Origin of the sequence: Sphingobacterium zeae (genome assembly GCF_030818895.1) — a bacterium.
GTDB lineage: Bacteria > Bacteroidota > Bacteroidia > Sphingobacteriales > Sphingobacteriaceae > Sphingobacterium > Sphingobacterium zeae.
Map to the genome: position 1 here is coordinate 50,632 of NZ_JAUTBA010000001.1, position 22,100 is coordinate 72,731.

13 protein-coding genes are annotated in these 22,100 nt (G+C 44.4%); 8 read left to right on the top strand and 5 right to left on the bottom strand.

All coding sequences use genetic code 11. The annotated features are described in order from the left end of the window. Window positions 1-42 precede the first annotated feature (42 nt). Window positions 43-1,137 (bottom strand): sensor histidine kinase, encoded by a 1,095-nt coding sequence (locus QE382_RS00200; RefSeq protein ID WP_307184201.1) that lies wholly within the window; start codon window positions 1,135-1,137, stop codon window positions 43-45. A gap of 384 nt (window positions 1,138-1,521) precedes the next feature. Here QE382_RS00200 and QE382_RS00205 point away from each other — a divergent pair, with 384 nt between their 5' ends. From QE382_RS00205 to QE382_RS00225, 5 genes are all read left to right on the top strand, one after another. Beyond that, window positions 1,522-2,889, top strand: a complete 1,368-nt coding sequence (locus QE382_RS00205; RefSeq protein ID WP_307184202.1) for an IPT/TIG domain-containing protein — start codon at window positions 1,522-1,524, stop codon at window positions 2,887-2,889. Between the two features lie 87 nt (window positions 2,890-2,976). Beyond that, window positions 2,977-6,045 carry a SusC/RagA family TonB-linked outer membrane protein gene (locus tag QE382_RS00210; protein ID WP_307184203.1) on the top strand — a complete coding sequence of 1,023 codons (3,069 nt, stop codon included), beginning with the start codon at window positions 2,977-2,979 and terminating at the stop codon, window positions 6,043-6,045. 10 nt (window positions 6,046-6,055) lie between these two features. Further along, the gene (locus QE382_RS00215) at window positions 6,056-8,074 is read left to right on the top strand and encodes a RagB/SusD family nutrient uptake outer membrane protein (RefSeq protein ID WP_307184204.1); all 2,019 of its coding nucleotides are present in this window, start codon (window positions 6,056-6,058) and stop codon (window positions 8,072-8,074) included. A gap of 78 nt (window positions 8,075-8,152) precedes the next feature. Beyond that, window positions 8,153-9,154: a DUF4973 domain-containing protein gene (locus QE382_RS00220; RefSeq protein ID WP_293879768.1), complete on the top strand. Its 1,002-nt coding sequence runs from the start codon at window positions 8,153-8,155 to the stop codon at window positions 9,152-9,154. 70 nt (window positions 9,155-9,224) lie between these two features. Next, entirely contained in the window at window positions 9,225-10,763 is a 1,539-nt protein-coding gene (locus tag QE382_RS00225; RefSeq protein WP_307184205.1) for a family 43 glycosylhydrolase, read from the top strand. An 89-nt stretch (window positions 10,764-10,852) separates the two neighbouring features. Here the strand turns inward: QE382_RS00225 and QE382_RS00230 are convergent, their stop codons facing one another. Both QE382_RS00230 and QE382_RS00235 read right to left on the bottom strand, forming a co-directional pair. Continuing rightward, a complete protein-coding gene (locus QE382_RS00230) occupies window positions 10,853-11,617 on the bottom strand; it encodes a response regulator transcription factor (RefSeq protein ID WP_293956065.1) in 765 nt (254 codons plus the stop codon). Window positions 11,618-11,619: 2 nt separating this feature from the next. Next, window positions 11,620-14,796 (bottom strand): ligand-binding sensor domain-containing protein, encoded by a 3,177-nt coding sequence (locus QE382_RS00235; protein WP_307184206.1) that lies wholly within the window; start codon window positions 14,794-14,796, stop codon window positions 11,620-11,622. Window positions 14,797-15,038: 242 nt separating this feature from the next. On the opposite strand from QE382_RS00235, the gene QE382_RS00240 reads away from it, so the two are divergent. Next, the gene (locus tag QE382_RS00240) at window positions 15,039-16,103 is read left to right on the top strand and encodes a glycoside hydrolase family 43 protein (RefSeq protein WP_307184207.1); all 1,065 of its coding nucleotides are present in this window, start codon (window positions 15,039-15,041) and stop codon (window positions 16,101-16,103) included. A gap of 109 nt (window positions 16,104-16,212) precedes the next feature. Here the strand turns inward: QE382_RS00240 and QE382_RS23655 are convergent, their stop codons facing one another. Together QE382_RS23655 and QE382_RS00245 are read right to left on the bottom strand one after the other, a co-directional pair. Then, window positions 16,213-16,443 (bottom strand): Rpn/YhgA-type helix-turn-helix domain-containing protein, encoded by a 231-nt coding sequence (locus QE382_RS23655; protein WP_503167752.1) that lies wholly within the window; start codon window positions 16,441-16,443, stop codon window positions 16,213-16,215. Further along, window positions 16,349-16,855, bottom strand: a complete 507-nt coding sequence (locus tag QE382_RS00245; RefSeq protein ID WP_307188001.1) for a PD-(D/E)XK nuclease family transposase — start codon at window positions 16,853-16,855, stop codon at window positions 16,349-16,351. The genes QE382_RS23655 and QE382_RS00245 overlap by 95 nt, the downstream gene beginning before the upstream one ends. A 178-nt stretch (window positions 16,856-17,033) precedes the next feature. Here QE382_RS00245 and QE382_RS00250 point away from each other — a divergent pair, with 178 nt between their 5' ends. Beyond that, complete coding sequence (locus QE382_RS00250) at window positions 17,034-20,228, top strand: SusC/RagA family TonB-linked outer membrane protein (protein WP_307184208.1); 3,195 nt, start codon at window positions 17,034-17,036, stop codon at window positions 20,226-20,228. An 11-nt stretch (window positions 20,229-20,239) separates the two neighbouring features. Beyond that, window positions 20,240-22,099: a RagB/SusD family nutrient uptake outer membrane protein gene (locus QE382_RS00255; RefSeq protein ID WP_307184209.1), complete on the top strand. Its 1,860-nt coding sequence runs from the start codon at window positions 20,240-20,242 to the stop codon at window positions 22,097-22,099. The last annotated feature ends 1 nt before the right edge of the window (window position 22,100 follow it).

Here is a 22,100-nt window from a genome sequence, read left to right on the forward strand (position 1 = left end):
GCTAAAAACTATGTCAAATGGTTGTTCCGGTTATCGTAGTTCCTATGAATGATGCGGAAAAAACAAGCGAATAACCGTTCCCTTACCCAGCTTACTGGAAAGATTAATAGTGCCGTCCAAGCGCTCCGTCAACTCCTTGACCAATGAAAGCCCTATTCCCGATCCCTGCGCTTCAATAGTATTGCTTGCTCGCTCATGCGCTTTAAATACAAGCTCCAAATCCTCTTCTGGGATACCGATTCCATTATCTTCCAAATAATAGACAGTCCCTTTGTTCGTATTTTCACTATAGATAGCAAGATAATCCTGTTCTGTCTGCTTGGCGTATTTTACAGCGTTAACAATCAAATTAAAAAATATCTGATATATCACACCGCAGTCTGCTTCCAGCTGGAGGAGATTCCCCAATCTAAACGCCAACTGTGATTCGGGGTAAATAAGCTTAGCTTCAGCAATCCATTCGACAAGTTTTTTATCCATCTCGATACATTCCCTAATGGGATTGACAGCACGTATTTTATTGATCTGCAGAGTTTGGTTAATGATAGACTGAATATTCTCTATCGCACCGCGCATATTTTCATACCATTTTTGCTGAACATGTTCCGGTAAACTGATATCCTTTTGACGCAACATATCGTTTCCCATCTTCAAAATAGACAATGGATTTTTTAAATCATGGGAAAGCGTATTGGACAAGAGATCCAATTTTCTATTGAAAGAGATTTGCTCCTTTTGGCTCTCCGCTTTCTCATAGGCAAGCTTTCTTTCGGTAACATCCCAAGACGAGTGTAGAATAGCATAGGTATTTCCCTTCTCGTCCAGCAATGCTTTATACTCGAAATCAAAGTATCGTCTGATAATATTTTTGCCGGATACGATATCAGCTGGTGTATCCTTGGCCCGATAGCTAATTCCGGTTTTCCAAACATTTTTTAAAATAGATGAAAATCCTTCTTTTTCAAAACTGGGAAAGCAAGCACTTAAAGTACGTCCTATAATCGAGCTGTCTGCATGCCAGGTATTCAGCATCGCCTGATTGACAAAGGCAATATTCAAGTCCGCACTATCATATATAGCCGTAGCTAGCGGAGACTGCTCCAGTACCGAAAGCAAAAGGTGCTCATCAAAAGGCATAAACAAAAAATTTAGTGTTCGTGTATCAATAAATATATGGGAATTCTAAACAAATTTACGCAACAGAAATAATGCCATTATTGCACTCTCCTACACAAAGAAAAATTAAAAAACAGCTACAAAAAACGCATATACCAGTATCCTAACGGATTAACGCCGCGCGCGATCTGAGACAAATCAACAAAAGATTGAATGGATTGATATTGCGCATTCGCCGAAATTAGCAGTATTAGATAAACCAATTTATAAACCAAATTCACGATTACTCTTAATTCTCGCTGTCTACAAACGCGAATCATAAGAAAATCAAACGCATACTTCACGTAGTTTGAAAATCGGCAGAATTTAACCGAATGAATGATGAAAAAGTATAAAAAGCATTTCATGCACCTCAGCTTAGCTGTGATTTTCGGTCTCCTTTTTAATTCCTGTAAGGAAAAAGAAGGTGCCAGTGAAGATCCAGACAAAGGTATTTCAGGTAAAGCCGTTTTTACGGATTTCGCCCCAAAAAAAGGAGCGGTCCGCACAAGGCTGTATATTGAAGGAAGTAATTTCGGCAGCGATGTCAATAACATCAAAGTCTTTATCGGTGAGCAGGAACTCAAAGTCGTTGGGTCAAATGGCAGCCAAATTTATTGCATGATCCCGCGATACACCAGCTCCGGAAAAGTAAAGGTGGTTATCACCCGCAACGCAGGAGAAGCAGTTGAACACATTTTCCCCGATGAATTCCAGTATGCTAAAAGTACCGCTGTCGGCACCCTTGTCGGCAATGTGGATGAAAACGGCAACTCATCTATTATAGATGGTAATTTTGAAGAGGCTAGATTTGCCTATCCAGCCTATATCACCTACGAGCCCGAAAGCAATGCACTCTTCGTAACCGAACTGGACAGAGCTGTCCGCCGCGTCGACCTACAAACGAAAACAGTCTCCACACTGATTACCAATGGGCAGGCCGGTTTCACAAAAATGCAGACCACCACATTAAGTGCAAATACAGATACCTTATTCCTCACCGACGACAACCAGAATCTGACGGCCAGAACCAAGGTCGCCATTGCCTATTCCCTCCGATCCGAAAACTACCGCCGGGTACATCCTTATCTCTATGATCCCGCCGCCTATTCTTGCGCCCCACACCCCATTCACAATAACATGTTCTATAATGGCTATGCAGGTATAGCCATCAAAAAGGCTATATTTGACCCTTTCCTCAACGAACTCGGACCCAAGGAGCTCTTTAAAATCGGCGGAAATACCAATAGCAGCTCGCTGATCTTTTTTCATCCAACAGGCAACTATGCATACATCGTTTCCTACGGCTGTATCTATAAAAGCGTGTACGACTGGACCACCCGAGAACTGCAACCACCCATTATCTTTGCCGGTAGTCCTACAGCCAAAGGCGATGTCGATGCCATCGGCACTTCTGCCAGAATCGAGCGTGCCTATCAAGGTGTATTTGTAAAGAATCCAGACTATGCAGGACAGGCCGATGAATATGATTTTTACTTCTGCGACCAATACAATCAAAGTATCCGAACGTTAGCCCCAACAGGTGTGGTCAGCACTTTCGCAGGTAAAGGTAGCCCGACCCCCGATGGTAGTAAAAGCGGCTATATTGATGGTGATCCGCGCAAGGAAGCCCGGTTTGCCGATCCCACAGGAATTGCCTACGATGAAGAACGTAAGATATTTTACATCGCCGAGCGCAATAATAAACGCATCCGCACCATATCAATCGAGTAGCGAAATTTAAAGTATACAGACAGATCCATTATGTACGCTATCACCCAAAGATTGCGCCCCAAAGGCGTATTGACCAATAATAAACCGATGAAAAAAAGAATTCTATTGCTCCTACTGGCGCTGATCGCCGTTAAGCTCAACCATGCGCAAAACGGTTCGCGCATTCCGGTCACCATCACCGGAACTGTCAGCAACAAGGCGAAGGAACCGCTTAACGGCGTCACGGTAACCATAAAAGACCAACCCGGACTTGGAACAGCAACCGACAACAAAGGAAACTATACCATCAAAGCATCCAAATACCAATGGTTGGTATTTGCCATGCTCGGTTACGAAAAACAGGAAATTTTAATTAAAGATGACCTCAAAATAGATATCCTGCTAAAAGAAGCAGACCATAGAGCGATGGACGAGGTCATCGTCACCGCGCTCGGACCACAAAAGAAAGCCACAGTTACCGGTGCCGTCACTACTGTTGATCTCTCCCAGCTAAAGACACCAACCTCGAGTATCACCAATGCACTGGCAGGAAATGTAGCAGGTGTAATGGCGATGCAGTCTAGCGGCCAGCCCGGAAGCAACATGTCCGAATTCTGGATAAGAGGTATCTCCACATTTGGCGCCGGCACCTCCGCTTTAATCCTTGTCGACGGATTCGAGCGTAGCCTAAACGAAATCAGTATCGAGGATATCGAATCCTTTTCGATCCTGAAAGATGCCTCCACAACCGCGATATACGGTTCTAGGGGTGCCAACGGTGTTGTCCTCATCACCACAAAAAAAGGGAAAACAGATCGCGTAAGCATCAATGGCAAACACGAGGCCTCCTACAATACACGAACATTTACGCCGAGCTATGTCGATGGACATACCTATGCAAGTCTCATGAATGAATCACGTATCACACGTAACGAAGAGCCTTTTTACAACAACGAGGAACTCTTCCTTATCAAAAATCGACTCGATCCTGATCTATACCCCGACATCAATTGGATGGATATGTTTTTAAAGGACGGTGCCTTTACACAACGTAGCTCGCTCAATTTCGACGGTGGCGGTTCACTGGCAAGATACTTTGTTTCCGGAAGTTACATCAATGAAGGCGGAATGTACGAAACCGACGAAAACCTCAAGAATTATAATACCAACGCCAATTATAAAAGATGGAATTACCGCGCCAATATAGATATGAACCTCACCAAATCCACTTTGTTACGCGTGGGTATCAGCGGATCGCTGGGCAAACAAAACCTCCCCGGTGGCACCTATGATGAAATCTGGGCCTCGCTCATGGGACAGAATCCCATTTCTATTCCTATTAAATACAGCGATGGACGCGTTGCATCCAGAGGTGGAGCAGAAAAGCAGAACCCCTGGGTATTGATCACACAGCAGGGATATATCGAAAATTGGGCAAACAAACTGCAGACTAACGTTACACTAGAGCAAAACCTAGATGTGCTGACCAAGGGGTTACGTTTTGTTGGGCGCTTTGGTTACGACATCAACAACAACAATAATATCCGCAGGATGAAGTGGCCAGAAGGCTGGATGGCCGAACGGCTACGCAACTCCGACGGCGAGCTTGTACTCAAAAGAACAATTACCGAGCAGCTCCTCACCCAGCGCTCCAATGCCACCGGCGACCGCTTTGAAACCCTACAAGGTGAATTGCACTACAACAAACAACTCAAAGATCATACCCTCGGTGGAGTAGTACAGTATACACAAGAAAAACGCGTTAACACCTCCAATTATGGCGAGGATATCATGCAGGGCATAGAACGCCGAAATCAGCGGCTCGCAGGTCGGTTTACATATGGTTATCAGTCGCGCTACTTCTTCGACTTCAATTTCGGTTATAATGGATCGGAGAATTTTGCCAAAGGCCATCAGTTTGACCTCTTTCCAGCCGTCTCCGGAGCATGGAATCTGGCCGAAGAAAAATTCATCAAAGAGCGGCTTAGCTGGATGAATATGCTCAAGATCAGGTACTCCTTCGGTAAGGTCGGCAACGACGCCATGCCTGTGCGCTTCCCGTATCTAGCTTCTTTCAGCACCGATGAAAATCTCGGCTATAATTGGGGCGATATCGAAAGCAAAAATCTCTACCCCGGACTCACCTATTCCCGTATTGCCTCCAATTCCATTACCTGGGAAATTGCCACCAAACACGACCTCGGACTTGATTTTTCTTTTTTCAATGACAAATTCGGCGGACAGCTCGACTACTTTCATGAACAACGTGATGGAATATACATGGAACGTAAATATATCCCTTTTGTGGTCGGCCTACAAGGACAAGATCCCAGGGCCAACGTCGGTTCTACACGATCCGAAGGCTTTGACGGCCAGATGCGGTTTACCCAAAAGATCAATCAGCTCAGTCTAACAGCACGCGGCACCATGACCTACAGTAAAAACACCATCCTCGAAGCCGACGACCAATTCAGCAACTACCCATACACCACCCTTTCCGGCTTTCGGGTCAATCAGAACAAAGGGCTCATCGCCTTAGGACTTTTTAAAGACTATGAAGATATCCGAAACAGTGCCACCCAAAACTTTGGACGTACCGCCCCCGGAGATATCAAATACAAGGATATTAATGGCGATGGTAAAATCGACGACACCGATATCGTACCCATCGGTGCTACGCGTTACCCCAACCTCGTCTATGGCTTTGGCTTATCAGCAAACTACAAATCGTTTGATGCCAGCGTACATTTCCAGGGTGCCGGGAAATCCTCCTTCTTTATCAATGGATATACCGTATACCCATTCAGCCAGGGCGACTGGGGAAATATTCTGACCGATGTGGTCGAATCCAACCGCTGGATACTAGGGGTCAACGAAGATGTAAATGCCCAATATCCCAGACTCAGTTACGGCGGTAGCGCCAATAACTACCGCGCTTCAACCTATTGGCTCCGCGAGAGTTCGTATCTACGGTTAAAAACCCTCGATATAGGATATGCAATACCCAACGGATTCACAAAAAGAATAGGCATCAAATCGGCACGGCTCTATGCCATGGGCACCAACTTGCTGACATTCTCCAAATTTAAATTGTGGGACCCCGAAATGAACAGTTCCAATGGTCAAGCCTATCCACTGGCCAAAACAATCACCCTCGGACTTACCATCAACCTTTAATGATAGCAACATGAAGAAAATAACACTACTCGCACCCCTGCTGCTCAGCCTCGGTTTAGGTCTATCCATCAGCTCCTGCTCCAAATACCTGGATGTTGAGCATTTTTTTGATGACCGACAGAGCGAAGATCGCATTTTTAAAAGCAAGGATTATACGGAGCAATGGCTCGGAAACTGTTACAACAAACTATTGGACTACAACCTCGAAATGGGCCACCGAAATTATACCATCTCCAACTACTCGGACGATATGTTCTACAATGAATCCGCCGGAGGCAACGGCGATGAGTACCGGCGATTCAAATTTGGAGAGTACGATTATACCTGGCAGCGCCAATCGTGGGCACAGTCGTATGGCGGAATCCGTCAAGCCTCAGTCATGATACACAGCATGGCTGAAGGTGGAGCTTTCACGCCAAAACAGGTCGCAGACTACAAGGCGCAGGCACGCTTTATCCGAGCCTACCTGTACTGGCTGCTCCTACGCAAATATGGTCCAGTACCAATTATGCCAGATAAAGGTGTAGACTACGACGAAAGCTATGACAAACTAGCCTACCCGCGCAACACCTACGATGAAGTAGCCACCTTTATTGCCGAAGAAATGGCTCTGGCAGCGCAAGATCTACCCTTGAAGCGTGACAACCGCAATATCGCCCGCCCCACGCGTGGAGCAGCATTGGCCACACGCGCCAAAGCATTATTATTTGCGGCAAGCCCCCTGGCCAATGGTAACGCAGAAATGAGCGAATTTACGGACGATAAAGGCCGCATGTTGATTTCTGCACAATACAGCGAAGAAAAATGGGCCCGTGCAGCAGCGGCGGCCAAAGATGTGATCGATTTAAATGCCTACAAGCTATATACAGCCGATTTTAAAGCCAAAGGTACTGCCGACTATCCGGCTACCATCACTCCCCCTCATCATCCCGAATATTCCGAAAAGAACTTTCCGGAAGGGTGGGCCAATATTGATCCCTTTGAATCTTATCGCGCCGTATTTAACGGTGATCTATATGCGGCGGAAAACCCAGAGATGATCTTCACGAGAGGCGAAAATCAAACAGATGAAAACCACGGCATTATCGCGTTGACAAGGCACCAGATGCCCCAAGTGGGCGGCGGATACAACTGCCATGGCATTACCTTGAAACAATGTGATGCCTACGCCATGAATGATGGAACCACATTTAATAGACAGCAAATCCGGCAGAAATACGGAACAAATATGTTTGTGCAGAAGGCTGAACTTGATCAATTCAAGCCACTCCTGGAAAATGTATGGAAAGACTTTGCCCATCGTGAACCACGATTTTACGCTTCAGTAGCCTATAGTGGTACACTGTGGACCATGTCTAGCGCCACCTCCAACTTATCCAATGTCACCAACAAGCAGATCTTCTATTATCGGGGTGAAAATGAGGGTATGATCAATGGTGACCGCTGGCTACCTACGGGGATAGGCATGATGAAATTTGTCAACCCAAAAGATAATGCCACAGGCAATGGCGGCAAGATATACCCCAAAGTGGAGATTGCCATACGGTATGCCGACCTCCTACTCATGTATGCCGAAGCGCTCAATGAGATCAATGGTTCCTATATGGTTGCTAGCTGGGACGGCAAAACTACACATCAGATCACTCGAAATATCGATCAGATGAAAAACAGTATAGGTATGGTTCGTATCCGCGCCGGAGTGCCCAATTATGACAACGCCATATATACCGATCAGGCAGCGTTACGCCGCCAAATTAAAGGTGAGCGGCAGATCGAATTGCTGGGCGAAAATCAGCGCTACTACGACTTACGCCGATGGAAAGATGCTCCAATAGATGAAGCACAACAGATCTACGGCTACAATGTGTATATGACCAAAGACAATGCCGACCTATTCTATACCCCTGTGCGCGTACCACAACTCCAGACTATATTTTCTAAAAAAATGTACTTCTGGCCCGTCGACTGGGATGAGCTCCGCAAAAACAGACGCATGACGCAGGCACCGGGATGGCCTTCTTTCGATTAATTAAACCCGCCAAAAAGAATCAGATAGAAAATACCGCAATCAACATTGCATACTTATTTAAGCATTTAAAAAAAACACATGAAAAATCCTTATATCTATATTTTAACCCTAGTCTTGGCCTTGTTCCAAACGGGGTGCAACGATGAATGGGAGGAAGAACTGTATACACAGATGGTGTCTTTTAAAGCCCCAATTGGAAATGAAGGTGTATCTGAAGTGTATCTGCGCTACAACAAGACCGGCGAAGTCACCTACAAATTGCCTATCATACTGAGCGGCTCCCGCGAGAACGACAAAGACCGCTATGTCAAGGTGGCTGTTGATAGCGATACACTAGCCACTTTTAACCAGGAAAAATATCAGTACCGCAAAGACTTATATTTTAAGCAGCTTCCCGAACAGTTTTTTGCACTGCCCAAGGAGAGCTGCCTGATCCCCAAAGGAGCACATACCGAAAATTATCCGATCAAATTTAAGTTTGAAAACCTCGATCTGGTCGAACGCTATGTACTTCCACTGTCCATTCAGGAAGACCCCTCCTATGTGACCAATAAGCGCAAAGGATGGCGCAAAGCATTGCTCTATGTCAAGCCATTTAATAATTATTCGGGCAACTATTCAGCTACATCCATGAATGTCTATGCCGACGGGCAAACTAAAAACCCACTTGTATCCAGCGTCAGAACATCATGGGTGGTAGACGAAAAAGCAGTGTTTTTCTACGCCGGAGTGCTGGAAGAGAAATCAGAAGATCGGGGCCGTTACAAAATTATCATGGAGTTTATGGAACCCTCGGAAGATGTTAACGGTATCAAATCGGGTACTCTTCATGTGTATGCCGCCGACAAATCCATCAACTTTGAAATGCTCGGGCAGCCCACGTACCAATTAAGGGAAATCGCAGATGCCACCAAAAAATATTTGGTCAAACAGTACTGCACCGTCAACCTAAAATACAAATATGACGATATCACCACCATGCCCGGTGTGCCCGTACGCTACCGCGCAGAAGGAAGCATGACGATGGAACGATCACGCAACACTCTTATTCCCGATGAAGACCAGGCCATACAGTGGTAGCATACGTCCGGGTAAATGCTGATCAATCAAGCGATGCAATTCAATTGAAAATCTTTAAACAAACACATCCATGAAAAGAATGACAGTAACCTTTTATTTTATGATGAGCAGCATGTTATGGGTATCTGCCTGCCAAAAAAACAATCCTAAAAACGATTTAGAGCCCATCCCCAAAAGCAATACGCAACCTGTAGATTCTGCTGCCGACGATACAGTAGTGTTAGATAGTACTTTCTCCAATCCACTCATGCCCGGAGGTCCCGACCCCTGGGTAATCCAAAAAGACGGTACTTACTATTATACCTATACCCAGGGAAGTAAGCTCGTTATCCTCGAAACCAAAAGCATGTCCGAACTCGCTTCCGCACGTCGATATGAAGTCTATACCCCCCCTGCAGATCAGCCCTATTCAAAAAATTTATGGGCACCCGAATTGCATGAAATCGATGGTAAATGGTACTTCTATTTTGCAGCAGATAATGGTAGCAATGCCAACCACAGAATGTATGTGCTCGAAAATTCTTCTCCCACCCCCGTTCAGGGCAACTGGGAAATGAAAGGTAAGATTTCCGATAGCACAAGCGAATGGGCCATTGACGGAACCATTTTGCGGCATGACGGAAAGATGTATATGATCTGGTCGGGCGGAAATGCCGGCGCACCGCCCCAAAACATTTATATAGCACCCATGAGCAACCCCTGGACAATCTCAGGACCAAAGGTCATGATTGCCACGCCCACCTACGCATGGGAGAAAAACGGAAATCCAATCAACGAAGGCCCCCAGGTGTTGATCAATCCACAGGGCAAAGTCTATATCGTTTATTCGGGCAGCGGTTACTGGTCCGACGGCTATTGCCTAGGCCTACTGGCGCTAAAAGATGACGGAGACCCACTACAGGCAGCAGATTGGACAAAACGCAACCATCCCGTATTTTCCATGAGACCCGAAAGTAGCATTTATGGTCCCGGCCACAACGGTTTTTTTAAATCTCCTGATGGAAAAGAAGACTGGATGATTTATCATGCACGTAATGTAGCCAATGACGGCAATGCCACACGCAGACCCTACATCCAGCGATTTTCCTGGCATACAGATGGCTCGCCAAACTTCGGTCTACCGGCCAATCCTGCACTCAAACAAAAGCGTCCAGCAGGAGAAAAATGGCGGAAAATATATACCAAGAAAGGATGGACTGTCGCTGGCTTCAGTTCCGAAGAACCCAATAACAACCGGGTGGCTGCCGCAGTGATCGATGACAATATCAACTCCATATGGATAACCCGCTATTCGGTCAATCCAACAAAGTACCCCGACCATTACCTCACCATCGACATCGGAAAGGCTCAACCCATAGATGGTTTTGTAATCCATCAAAAAGATGGCGACAGAAAGATCAAAGAATTGGAAATCCATGTCGGCAATGACAATCAAAACTGGGAAAACCTGGGCACCTTTACCTTGAGCGATGTCAATCTCCTGCGGCAGTTTATCGACCTGACGCAGACCAAGCAATTTCGCTATTTTAAACTCATACCTAAGTCAGGGTACGACAATCAACAGCAGCCCGGCCTGGCGGAAGTAGGCATATTCCGCAATAGCGATTAGCATACACTAAAAGATGATTGCTGAAAATTATAGGGGCAGTCCAAAAATTATTGGATTGCCCTTTTTTGATCCCCTATCGTTATGTCGAATCAGGATCTCGGCATTGACTTTAGGTAAGCCGACGGAGATACCTTATAATATTTTTGGAAGTTCTTATTAAAGATACTCTGTGAACTATACCCTACTAGGGTTGCGATCTGCTGTAAACTATATTCATTTTGTGCCATGAGTTCAGTCGCTTTCTTTAAACGCGTTTTATCGACAAGTTCCTTGGGCGAAAGCGCAGAAAGCTGCTTTATTTTTCGGTAAAATGTAGGCCGGCTCATCAACATATGTTCAGCAAGTTCATCAATACCAAGTTCCGGATACCTAAAGTTTTTTTTGATATAAGCATCCAGCTTGTGCAAAAACTCAGCGTCCAGCTTCGAAGGCGCCAACAAACGGACATCTTCAAACGGCGCATGAGCAAAATGAGTTTTTACATTAACCCTATTTCTTAGCAGATTGTCCACCTGCACCAGTAAAAGCTCCAAAGGAAAAGGCTTCTGAACATACGCATCGGCACCCACTTCAAGCCCCTCAATATGCGCCGTATAACTATTTTTTGAAGTCAGCAATAGTACCGGTATATGGCAATAGTTGAGATTCGATTTGATGAATTTACAGAGTTCAAAACCGTCAATTCCAGGCATCATAATATCCGAGATAACCAGATCAATCATTTCGCTATCTAAGATAAGTTTTGCACTTTCACCATTGTCAGCGGTGTGTGTGCAATAATTTTCATTCAATTCTTCAGACAAGAATTCCAGAATTTCCAAATTGTCGTCAATAATCAATATGTGCTGTCTCATAATTATCTAATTTTTTTCCAACTGCTAAGTTCAAACTCCCTTTCCTGCCGTAACGGCAGCTTCAATTCAAATACGACAAAGCTACCGCCACTTTCTATAAGCTGGAGGGTACCCTTGTGCAGCTCGCTGAGCGACTTGGCCAGCGAAAGACCGATCCCGGTTCCGAATCCAAGACTATTCTCTAGCCTAAAAAACGGTTCAAAGATCTTTTTTGCATATTTACCAGGAATAGGTTCACTATCATTTCCAACCGTAATGTTAAAGCTATTTTTTTCGATATCTGGATCTGCCAGGCACACATTCACGTAGGTGAGACCGTATTTTATAGCATTAGAGAGTAGATTGTTCAATATTTTTACTGTGGCTTCACGGTCGACAAAAGCGATGACATCATCTTTAGGATAAGTACTGTTCAAACGGATATTATTCTGTTCGGCGATCTGTTCAAAAGAAGATGTCACTTCCTTTAACAAGTCAACAATATTTGTTTTAACAAAATTGAGCCCAAATTGATGCAATTCTGTTTTTCTAAAATCCAACAATTCTGCTGTCAGTTCGGTCAATCTCAATGTATTTTTTTCAACCTGTAACAAGTTTTTACGGATAGTGTCGCCATCCGCAATTTTTCGTAACATGCCCTGCACCCGCCCGAGGATCAACGTCAACGGTGTTTGTATTTCATGCGTGATATGGGTGAAAAACTCAATTTTAGCCGCATAGATTTCACGTTCCTTTTCATGTTCAAACCGCATAAGTTTAGCTGCATTTTTTCGAATAGTCCATCGATGGTAATATAAAGCCATCAAGACCAAAAGCACGATCACCAGTAAAGTATAAAAGCTGTATGCGGCAAAAGTTTTCCAAAATGGCGGCTTTATAATAATGACAACCCTACGCTCAATACTCCTCCAGCTGCCTGTATTACTTTTCGCCCGCACCGTGAAAATATATTTACCCGGTTGTATATCCGTAAAATAGGCTTTTCTATTGCTGGCAAGAATTGTTCGTTTTTGAGCTAATCCTTCCAATATATATTCATATCTGGTAACCGCCGGCGAAGCATAATTGAGCGCAGCAAATTCGATACTGAAGTTATTTTGGTTATAAGCTAAACAGATACTGTCGAGATACACTACCGAACGTTTGATGGGGCTTTTATCCGTACCAGGATGGATAGCTTTATTATCTATCTCCAGGCCAGTAATAAATAAAGCTGGGCGAGGTCCAGTGGTTAGAAAATCTTTGGGAGCAAAGGCGATCAGCCCTTTTACTGACCCAAAATACAAGATACCAGACCGGTCTTTGTAAGCCGAACAAAAATTAAACTGATCAGTGATCAATCCGTTGGCTTGCTGATAGTTTCTAAAGGTCTCCGTTTTGATATCCAGACACAATAGCCCCTTTAAAGAACTTATCCAAAGGTTTTGAAAATCATCTTCCAGTATACTAAAATACACATTGGTCGGAAATCCCGCTGCAGTATCGTATCTTTTAGTGGACGTTCGGTCTCGACTTAAGCGGATCAGCCCACCACCTTCCGTCGCAAACCAGATCGCCCCCATGCTATCCTCATGAATACCATATACTGGAAATTCGGGAATATGACCTGTTTTAGTGCTGCTCCCAAATCGGATATTCCCCTGTACACCCGACTTGGGATGATAGTAATAAACACCGTTCGACATGGTGCCCACCCAAATAAACCCATTTCTATCCTCCCGGATGCTAAGCACATAAGGACGGTCAGGGATATGATTGATTCGATCAAAAGTCTTTCTTTTGAGGTCGTACCTAAACAGGCCGGCGTTCTCATCATAAGCTGTACCCACTAATATCGTGCTGTCACTTGTCTGAAAGATGCTTAAAACAAAATCGTTGCCAGATTCGGCGGGCAGACCGATAGCACGATGCTGCTGACGGATTAGTCCTGTCCGGATGTCCATAATCTCCAATCCCCGATGAAAGGGCCCCACAAGAAGATTATTTCCCACAGCGAGCAGACCGTGGATATTCGGATAGGAAAGCGCATTTTCACCTGTTGTTGGATAGTGCTTAAAATGTTGCCTTTGCGGATCAAACCTATTGAGACCGGCATCTTCCGTGCCAATCCAGAGTTGACCATCACGATCAGGAACTAGCTCACGGACGGCATATCCTGATATCGAATTCTGTCCCACAATAGGGTAGTATTTGCGAAAACGTGCGTTTTCAAGCGAGCAATAGTTCAGCCCACCAAAAAAAGTGCCCAGCCACATCCCCCCGCTTCTATCTTTGCACACCTTATAGACAGCGTTATCCGTCATAGCATACGGGTCATCAGCGCGTTTGCCAAGATGCCGGCATTTTTTGATGTTGGGATTATAGATATATACCCCAGATTCTGTTGCGACCCAATAATCGCCATTATTTCCCTTACAGATATCCCGTACAAAAACAGCGCTATCGTCCTTTCCATTAAGCACAATCGTCGTCGTCATTCGCTTATCCAAATCATAGCGCTTAAGCCCAGCCCCAAAATATCCAACGAGTACCGCAGCATCATCAAGCGGGAAAATAGCACTAATGGTATTCATATTCGAAGGCCTGTTAAAGTTTACCGTTCTCATGGTTTTCACAAGCGCCCCACGTGGGTCGAAAACACGAATTTCTCCCCGCTTATTACCCGTCCACAGATTTTTGGCACCGTCCAAAAATAAAGCAGTAGTCTGTATCTGATAATTTTTGACGATGCTTTTTTTTATGCTATAGCGCCATAGCGACGAATTGGCGATAAACCAGATATCATCCCCATTGGCCATGACCTGTTCGATATATAGCTGAGGGATCAGGTCTACTGGCGATATCACCTCACCAATGGTATCGTACCGATACATTCCCTTTCCTGTGCCGATCCATAATATTCCTGGCTGTCCTTCAGTCAAGGTATTGATTACATTGTTGCCGATGTTATTAAAAGGATCATTTTTATTTTCGCAAAGCTTAAAATTGTAGCCGTCAAATCTGCACAGACCTGCACGGGTACCCACCCACATAAAGCCTTTGCCATCCTGCAAGATGGAGCGAACAGCCTGATGAGGAAGTCCATCCTGCGTCTGATAGTGCTTAAAATAATATTGGGCATGACAAACAACCACGCTAAACTGCAGGATCAGCCAAACTAAAAAAGTAGGATAAGACATAATCTATGTTGGCAATCGGTTCTTTCAAATATAATCAAATGTACCAAAAAATGACAAGAGCAACTGTGATGACACTGCGGACAGCAGATAGCTGTGTCAAACAAAAAATGGTACAGCACGGTCTAAATCAAGAAAATATTAGCTAAGTCTAGTCACTTTGAGACAAAACGACAAAAGATTGAGCAAAAATGGAATGAAATTTTGACTTCTTTTGAAGAATTTAACACCAATTATACATGACGATGAAAAGATCACTCCCCCTATTGTTATTTATCCTACTATTATCTTTTGTGTTAAAGGGACAGACGGTAATACAAAATCCTTTACCAATCGCTTTCGGTGATCCTTTCATCCTGACGGATTCCGATGGGAAATATTATATGTATGGCACCGGCGGCGATGTAGACAAAGGCTTTGGAGCCTATTCATCTACCAACCTGCAAGACTGGACCTTTGAAGGGCAGGTTTATCATCAGGACAATAAAAATGGCTGGGGAATAGACGCATTTTGGGCACCTGAAGTATACCTGCGGAATGGCCGTTATTACATGCTGTACAGTGCGCAATGGAAAGAGAACCCGACGCAAGAACTCGAGAATTTCAGAATCGGTGTCGCCGTATCAGATAAGCCCACGGGGCCATTTATCGACTGCTATGACCGGCCAATTTTTGATCCCGGCTATCCTATTATCGATGCCAACCTTTGGTTTGAAGATGGCCGGGTTTACCTCTATTATTCCAGATGCTGCTACAAACATCCGGTCGAAAGCGAGGTGGCCACTTGGGCGAAAAACAAAGGCTGGTATGACAAAGTAGAAGAAAGCTGGGTGTATGGCGTAGAAATTAAACCTGATTTCTCCGGTATCATTGGCGAGCCAAAGTTACTGTTGCGTCCGCCACTAAAAATGGGCGTTTCCGACGATTGGGAGAGCAGATCGGTAACCAGCAAAGAGGTAAATCGACGATGGACAGAAGGCTCTTATCTCTTTAAAGAAGGGAACACGTATTATATGATGTATTCAGCAAATAATTTTGATGGCAAAAATTATGCAATTGGTTATGCCACTTCGAAAAGTCCACTAGGTCCATTTAAAAAAGCGTCAAACAATCCCATTTTACAAAAAAATGGGCTGGTAACAGGTACTGGACACAATAGTATTGCCTATTCGCGGGATGGCAAGCAGCGGTATTGTGTCTATCACGGTCGCACCGCTGAAACAGGGCATCAACGACTGGTTTTTATAGACCCGATGGAAATTACCGCTGATGGCAAGCTTATCGTACATGGACCTACATTAAAAAAGTGATAATACAAAAAAGCGACGTATTTCCTAAATTGGAAATACATCGCTTATATATAGACAATATATCTTATTAAATGGATTTAAAAACCATGCACCTATTAGATCAAAATGACTAAACCATTTTAAGATTCTCAATTTCTTCAATAGAAAGACCGGTAATATCACTAACATCCGCCTTGTTATAGCCCTTCATTAACATCTTTCGAGCAGATTCCAAAGCCTGTTTATGCTCTCCTTTCTCGAGACCTTCAAAAGATTTCATGCGTTGTCTTATCACATAATGCGACATCATAAAAATAAGGACGATCGGTCTTGCACAAAAGAAAAGCCTCATCCTCCCCATGTAGTTTAAATTCTAAAACCCCTATAAAATAAATCACAGGTAAACAGTAATCATTACCCTTCTTCCCCTTTGACAATTGCTTATTAATCAAACGTGACGTATAATAGACAGCGCGATCCTTGAAATATTCCTGAAATAATTGCTGCATCTCTATAATAAATATCTCTCCATCTGTACCGATACAATGTAAATCAAAAACAACCCTTCGCATATCTTCCTGATCACCGTCATACTCTATAGACTTATAAAATAAATCGGAAATTATTTTCTCACCTTCAAATAAGCTATTGAGCAATTCGATTAAAAGAATTTTATTTTCCTCTCGTCCGAAATAAAGCTTCCAACCAAAGTCAGTACTGGGATCAACATATTTACCAATGGATTTTAATTTACAGCCAAGCCAACAGTTCAGGACAGTTGATTAAAAAATTACCTCTAATATTACCCAACAAACCTGTTACAAAACAATCCTTTATTGGAATATCGTCCACACAAAATAGTGGACAATACGAACTTGTTCAGGTTTGCGCGATAACCAATTAATCTGCCTTAAAACGCTTTTTAAAACCTATTATAAACAAGTTAAATGTATGAATTATCCATTTTTCAAAAAATCTTTGCTAAAGCGGAGTATCAAGCTTCTTTACCCCCTGCTTGCGCTCTCGCCAGCCCCGGTTTTTGCATTACCAACAACAAATTCGCCACTTTTACTATCCACAAAATTTGCCGGTGTAACCGGCCGTGTACTTGATCAAGACGGCAAGCCTGTCTACGGCGCAACTATTCTGGTCAAAGGCAGCAAAGCCGGCGTAAAAACAGGTGAAGATGGCGTGTTCCATATTAACCTTCCTGCAGACAATACAGTTATTGTTGTGAGCTATGTGGGTTATAAAGTACAAGAAATAGACACGAAGGGCAAAACCAATATCACAATCCGACTCGAATCCAATACCAGCATAGATGAAGTTGTCGTGGTCGGATACGGTACAAAAAAACGACGCGAAGTCTTGGGGGCCGTGGCCTCTGTCGACCCAAAAGAAATCCAGGACATTCCGGCAGCCAACATTGCCGCAGCCTTACGCGACCGCGTTGCAGGATTGGGCGTAAGTGAGTCTTCGGGCAGGCCAGGCGCAGCAGTTACCCTCAATGTTCGTAATGCTTTCGCCTCAGACCAAGCCAAGTTGCAGGGTGTAACCAATGAGCCACTGTATGTTATTGACGGTATTATTTCATCATCCGATGTCTTTGAAAACCTAGATGCATCCATGGTAGAAAACATTTCGATTCTTAAAGACGCATCGGCAGCCATTTATGGTGCCTCCGGAGCAAAGGGGGTTATCCTCGTCACCACCAAGAGAGGGCAGGTAGGAAAGACACAGCTCACCTACAACGGTTACCTCGGTATCTCAGACGCTACCGTAAAGCCAAAAATGCTTTCAGCCTATCAACACGCCAAATTATTGAACGAAACCTACGCACTCAATAATGCCCAACCCACAGATTTCTTCTCGGATGAAGACTTAGCTTATTTAAAAACAAATCCGTATAAAAGCTGGTATGACGAACTTTGGAAACCCTCTAAAATGGAACGCCATAACCTATCCATTTCCGGCGGAAGTGAAAAGATAACCTTCTTTGCAGGCGGAAGCTATCAAAAAGAAGACGGTAACTATGCAGGTATGAGCCAACAGAAATACTCCTTCCGATCCGGCTTCAATACACAAATTATTGATGGTTTAAAAGCTGATGTTGCGTTTAATGTAAACAATACAAAGACCAATAGCCAAAATAGCCTATCCGACGACCGCGATCAAAACTTCTATCAAACCCTGATTACGACGCCGCAATGGGTACCCATACAGATCGATGGCCTACCGGTAAACTTCAGTAACATCAATGCCAATAGCAATACCAATCCACTGGCAATTATCAACTCAGGCTATTACCAAAAACGCAGTAACGCTAATTATAGCATTAACGCCTCCCTAAACTATGCGCCAGAATACCTCAAAGGATTCAGTGCCCGCGTACAGATCTCCAATTCGGGAACATCTTCCAGTGGCCAAGAATACCTCCCAGCTTACGATCTATACGAGTTTGTACGCACAGGCAACAACAATAAGCTCTACACCAACACCGTAGACAAAGTGTTTCGTATGGATGGTAGCAAGACAAGGATTTTACCATCCTTGGGCAAAGGAAATAGTTACCAGGGAAATATCGTATTACAATATGGAAATACATTTGGAAAGCATAGCCTTGATCTCATGGTAGGTGCAGAACAGTCGGCTTCCAATGCAGAAGGATTATCCGCTTACTGGACCAATCAACAGCTGCTAAATTTAGATGAATATTGGGCATTCGACCAATCGACTTTCACGCGGTCCGACCGTTCAATCACCGAAGCCGTCAAACGATCCTTCTTTGGACGGCTCAATTACGATTACAAGAAAAAGTATCTGCTTGAAGTGATTACCCGTGTCGATGCCTCCTCCAATTTTGCGAAAGGTAATATCTGGGGGGTATTCCCCACGGTAGCGACGGGTTGGGTGGTCAGTGACGAAGAATTTTTTAAAGACCTCAATTATATCAGCTACTTAAAACTAAGGGCTAACTATGGATTGGTAGGTGAAGACCGCGTATTAGCACGGCTATGGCAAGAACGATTCAGTGTCGACCTCGTCAATACAGGCTATCTCTACGGCGAAACACCGGTCGCATCACTCAACCCAACCATTATTGCCAACCCCGATATCTCCTGGGAGAAACACCGTACCTTTAACTTCGGAATAGAATCTCGCTGGTTTGACAACAAACTGAGCTTTGGGTTCGAATATTATCTCCGAAACTCGTACGATGTATTTGACAAAGGTAACGACGAGAATTTCCCGATGTACGCCGGATTCAAAGCTCCAGTCGTCAACTACCAGAAACGGAGAGGCTGGGGTACCGAATTTTCCTTGGGTTACCAAAACACCTTCTCCAACGGATTCAAACTTTCCACCAATATGAACTTTGGCTATTCGGCAAGTTACACTACCCAAATGTACTTCAACAAATTCCAGCTATGGGATTTCTCCTATCCAGACTGGAAGGTGGAAATGGGAACAGACTCCCGTAAATACAACAGTTCAAATTATGGACTGATCTATCAGGATATGTTGCGCACACAACAGGAAGTGGATAATTTCTTGGCCAAAAACCCCAACTATACCATCGATGGCAAAGTACCGCAGGTCGGCTGGACCGTATACGAAGACACCAATGGCGATGGGAAGATCACCGAAAAAGATCTAACCACCATGTTTGATAATACATCGCCGGTTTTTTCAACAGGGATCACCGTTGGCTTGGCTTATAAATCGTTCTCCTTAAACACCAATTTCAGGGCCGTATTTGGCGGAAAAGTATTCTATGAGTCCCAAGCCATGACCGCTCCTACTGCATTCGTGAATGTTCCAAGTTTTTGGGAAGACCATTGGTCGTTGGAAAACCCCAATGGAAAATTCCCACGATATGACGATGCTGCGATGATGAAAAAGTGGAATTCTACCTTCTGGGCAGAAGATGGTACAACCATCCGGATCAACAATATGGTGTTCAACTGGAGTGTCCCTAAAACCTTTACAGATAAGATCAATGTACGCTCGCTCAAGCTGATGCTGTCGGGGAACAACCTATGGACCATTGTCGCACCATTTAAACACCGCGACCCCTATTCCTCTTCTTTGTACAATTATCCCACAATCCGTACCATTTCCTTTGGTTTAAACTTTGGTATTTAAAATTTTAAGACATGAAAAGACATTTTACATACATAATAGCCTTATTGGTGGCGTCGAGTACAGCCCTGATGACACAGAGCTGTAAAGATGATTTTTTTGAGCTCGTAGATCATGGTGGTCTGGACGCCCGCATTTGGGACAACGAAGGTGCCATTGAATACTATCTGGCTGGTACCTATAGCATGATTATGCCTACCCATCCGCATGAAGTCACAACAAACGATATGCAGATGCACTATGCCAGTGACGAAAACTACTTTTCGGGAACGAATGCAGCCAGTAAAAAAGTATTGGGTCTGAGTGGAGAAATCACACTTAATGATGCCAAATACATCGCCACCAAATACCAGGGTACCAATATTGGGGATAACCGCTACTTTGACATTGCACGCTGCAACAATGCGATCGCCTATATTCCAGCAGGAACCTTGCCACCAGAGGTCAAGAAGAAATTTTTAGGACAGTTTTATGCCCTACGCGCCATAGTATATTTTGAGCTTACACGGCTCTACGGTGGCGTGCCCCTTGTACTCGATCCTCAAAATCCAGACAAACTGGAGTTAAGTGGTCGGGTATCCGCAAAAGCATGCTTTACACAAATCGTCAGCGACCTGGATGCTGCAATGACGAATTTAGATGGCGTAACCTGGGACGATGGCACTGGCCGTGGTAAAATGACCAAAGCAGCAGCAGCAGCGCTGAAAGCCAAAGCGCTGCTATACTGGGCCAGTCCACAGTTTAATCCAACCGACAATGCAGCGCACCCCTACGAAGCACAACGTTGGCAAACTGCTTTTCAGGCAAGCAAAGAAGCCTATGAACTCTGTCAAGCTGCCGGGCGGGCCTTAATGCCCAACTATAATGAAATCTTTTTAAGAGAAGGCATAGCCAATACAGAAGCGGTACTACTTCGTTCCTATTCTGCCACATCACCTAAGCGTTACACTATTGTCGAACGCGCATCGCGCCCCGCCTCCGAAGGCGGAGCACCAGCAGATTATTATGTTCCGACCACCCTTTTGCTCAAAGCCTATCGCATGAAAGATGGCACACCCGCCAACGGGGATAACCTCCTGTATGATGATGCGCTTTTTTGGAAAAACAGAGATCCACGGTTCAAAAACACCATTGTCTATAACGGTGCAGACTGGCCATTGAGCGGCAAGACCGGACGAAAACAGTGGAACTACACCAATGCAGACGGAGAATCCTCCATAAAATCCTTTTATTGCAAAAAATTTGTCAATCCATCACTTTCATCCGCATCTGTGGGTATTTTCAATGATATAGGCGGCAATGGTATGGACTGGATTGAGATACGATTTGCTGAAGTCATGATGAACTATGCTGAATCAGCAAATGAAACAGGCGATCTGGCACTCGCTAAAGAACTGGTCCGTAGTATCCGGCAACGCGCCGGCATCGAACAGGGGAAATACGATTACGGTTTGTCCCTTGCTGCAAACAAAGAACAGATGCGCGATCTACTGATGAACGAACGGCAAATTGAATTCGCTTTTGAAGGAAAGCGCTATCACGACCTACGACGGACGCGTCGCATGCATACCCTCGAAGGAACGATCCAAACGTATCTGTTCGAAACCAAATCCGATGCTTTAAAGAAAATATTAGAAGCAAAGAACGCTGCCGGGATCATGAATCGCGAGCGTTTAGACATGAATAATAGAGATACCGTATTGAACTACTTCAAATATCCCTACAACTTACGCGCAGAAAGCGCGAATGGAGCCTTTGCTTTCCGCGATTATTATTATTTCTACCCACTTCCAAATACCTTTATGAGCTCCTCACCACTGCTCGAGCAAACAATCGGTTATGAAGGCGGTACATTCGATCCACTAAACAACTAAT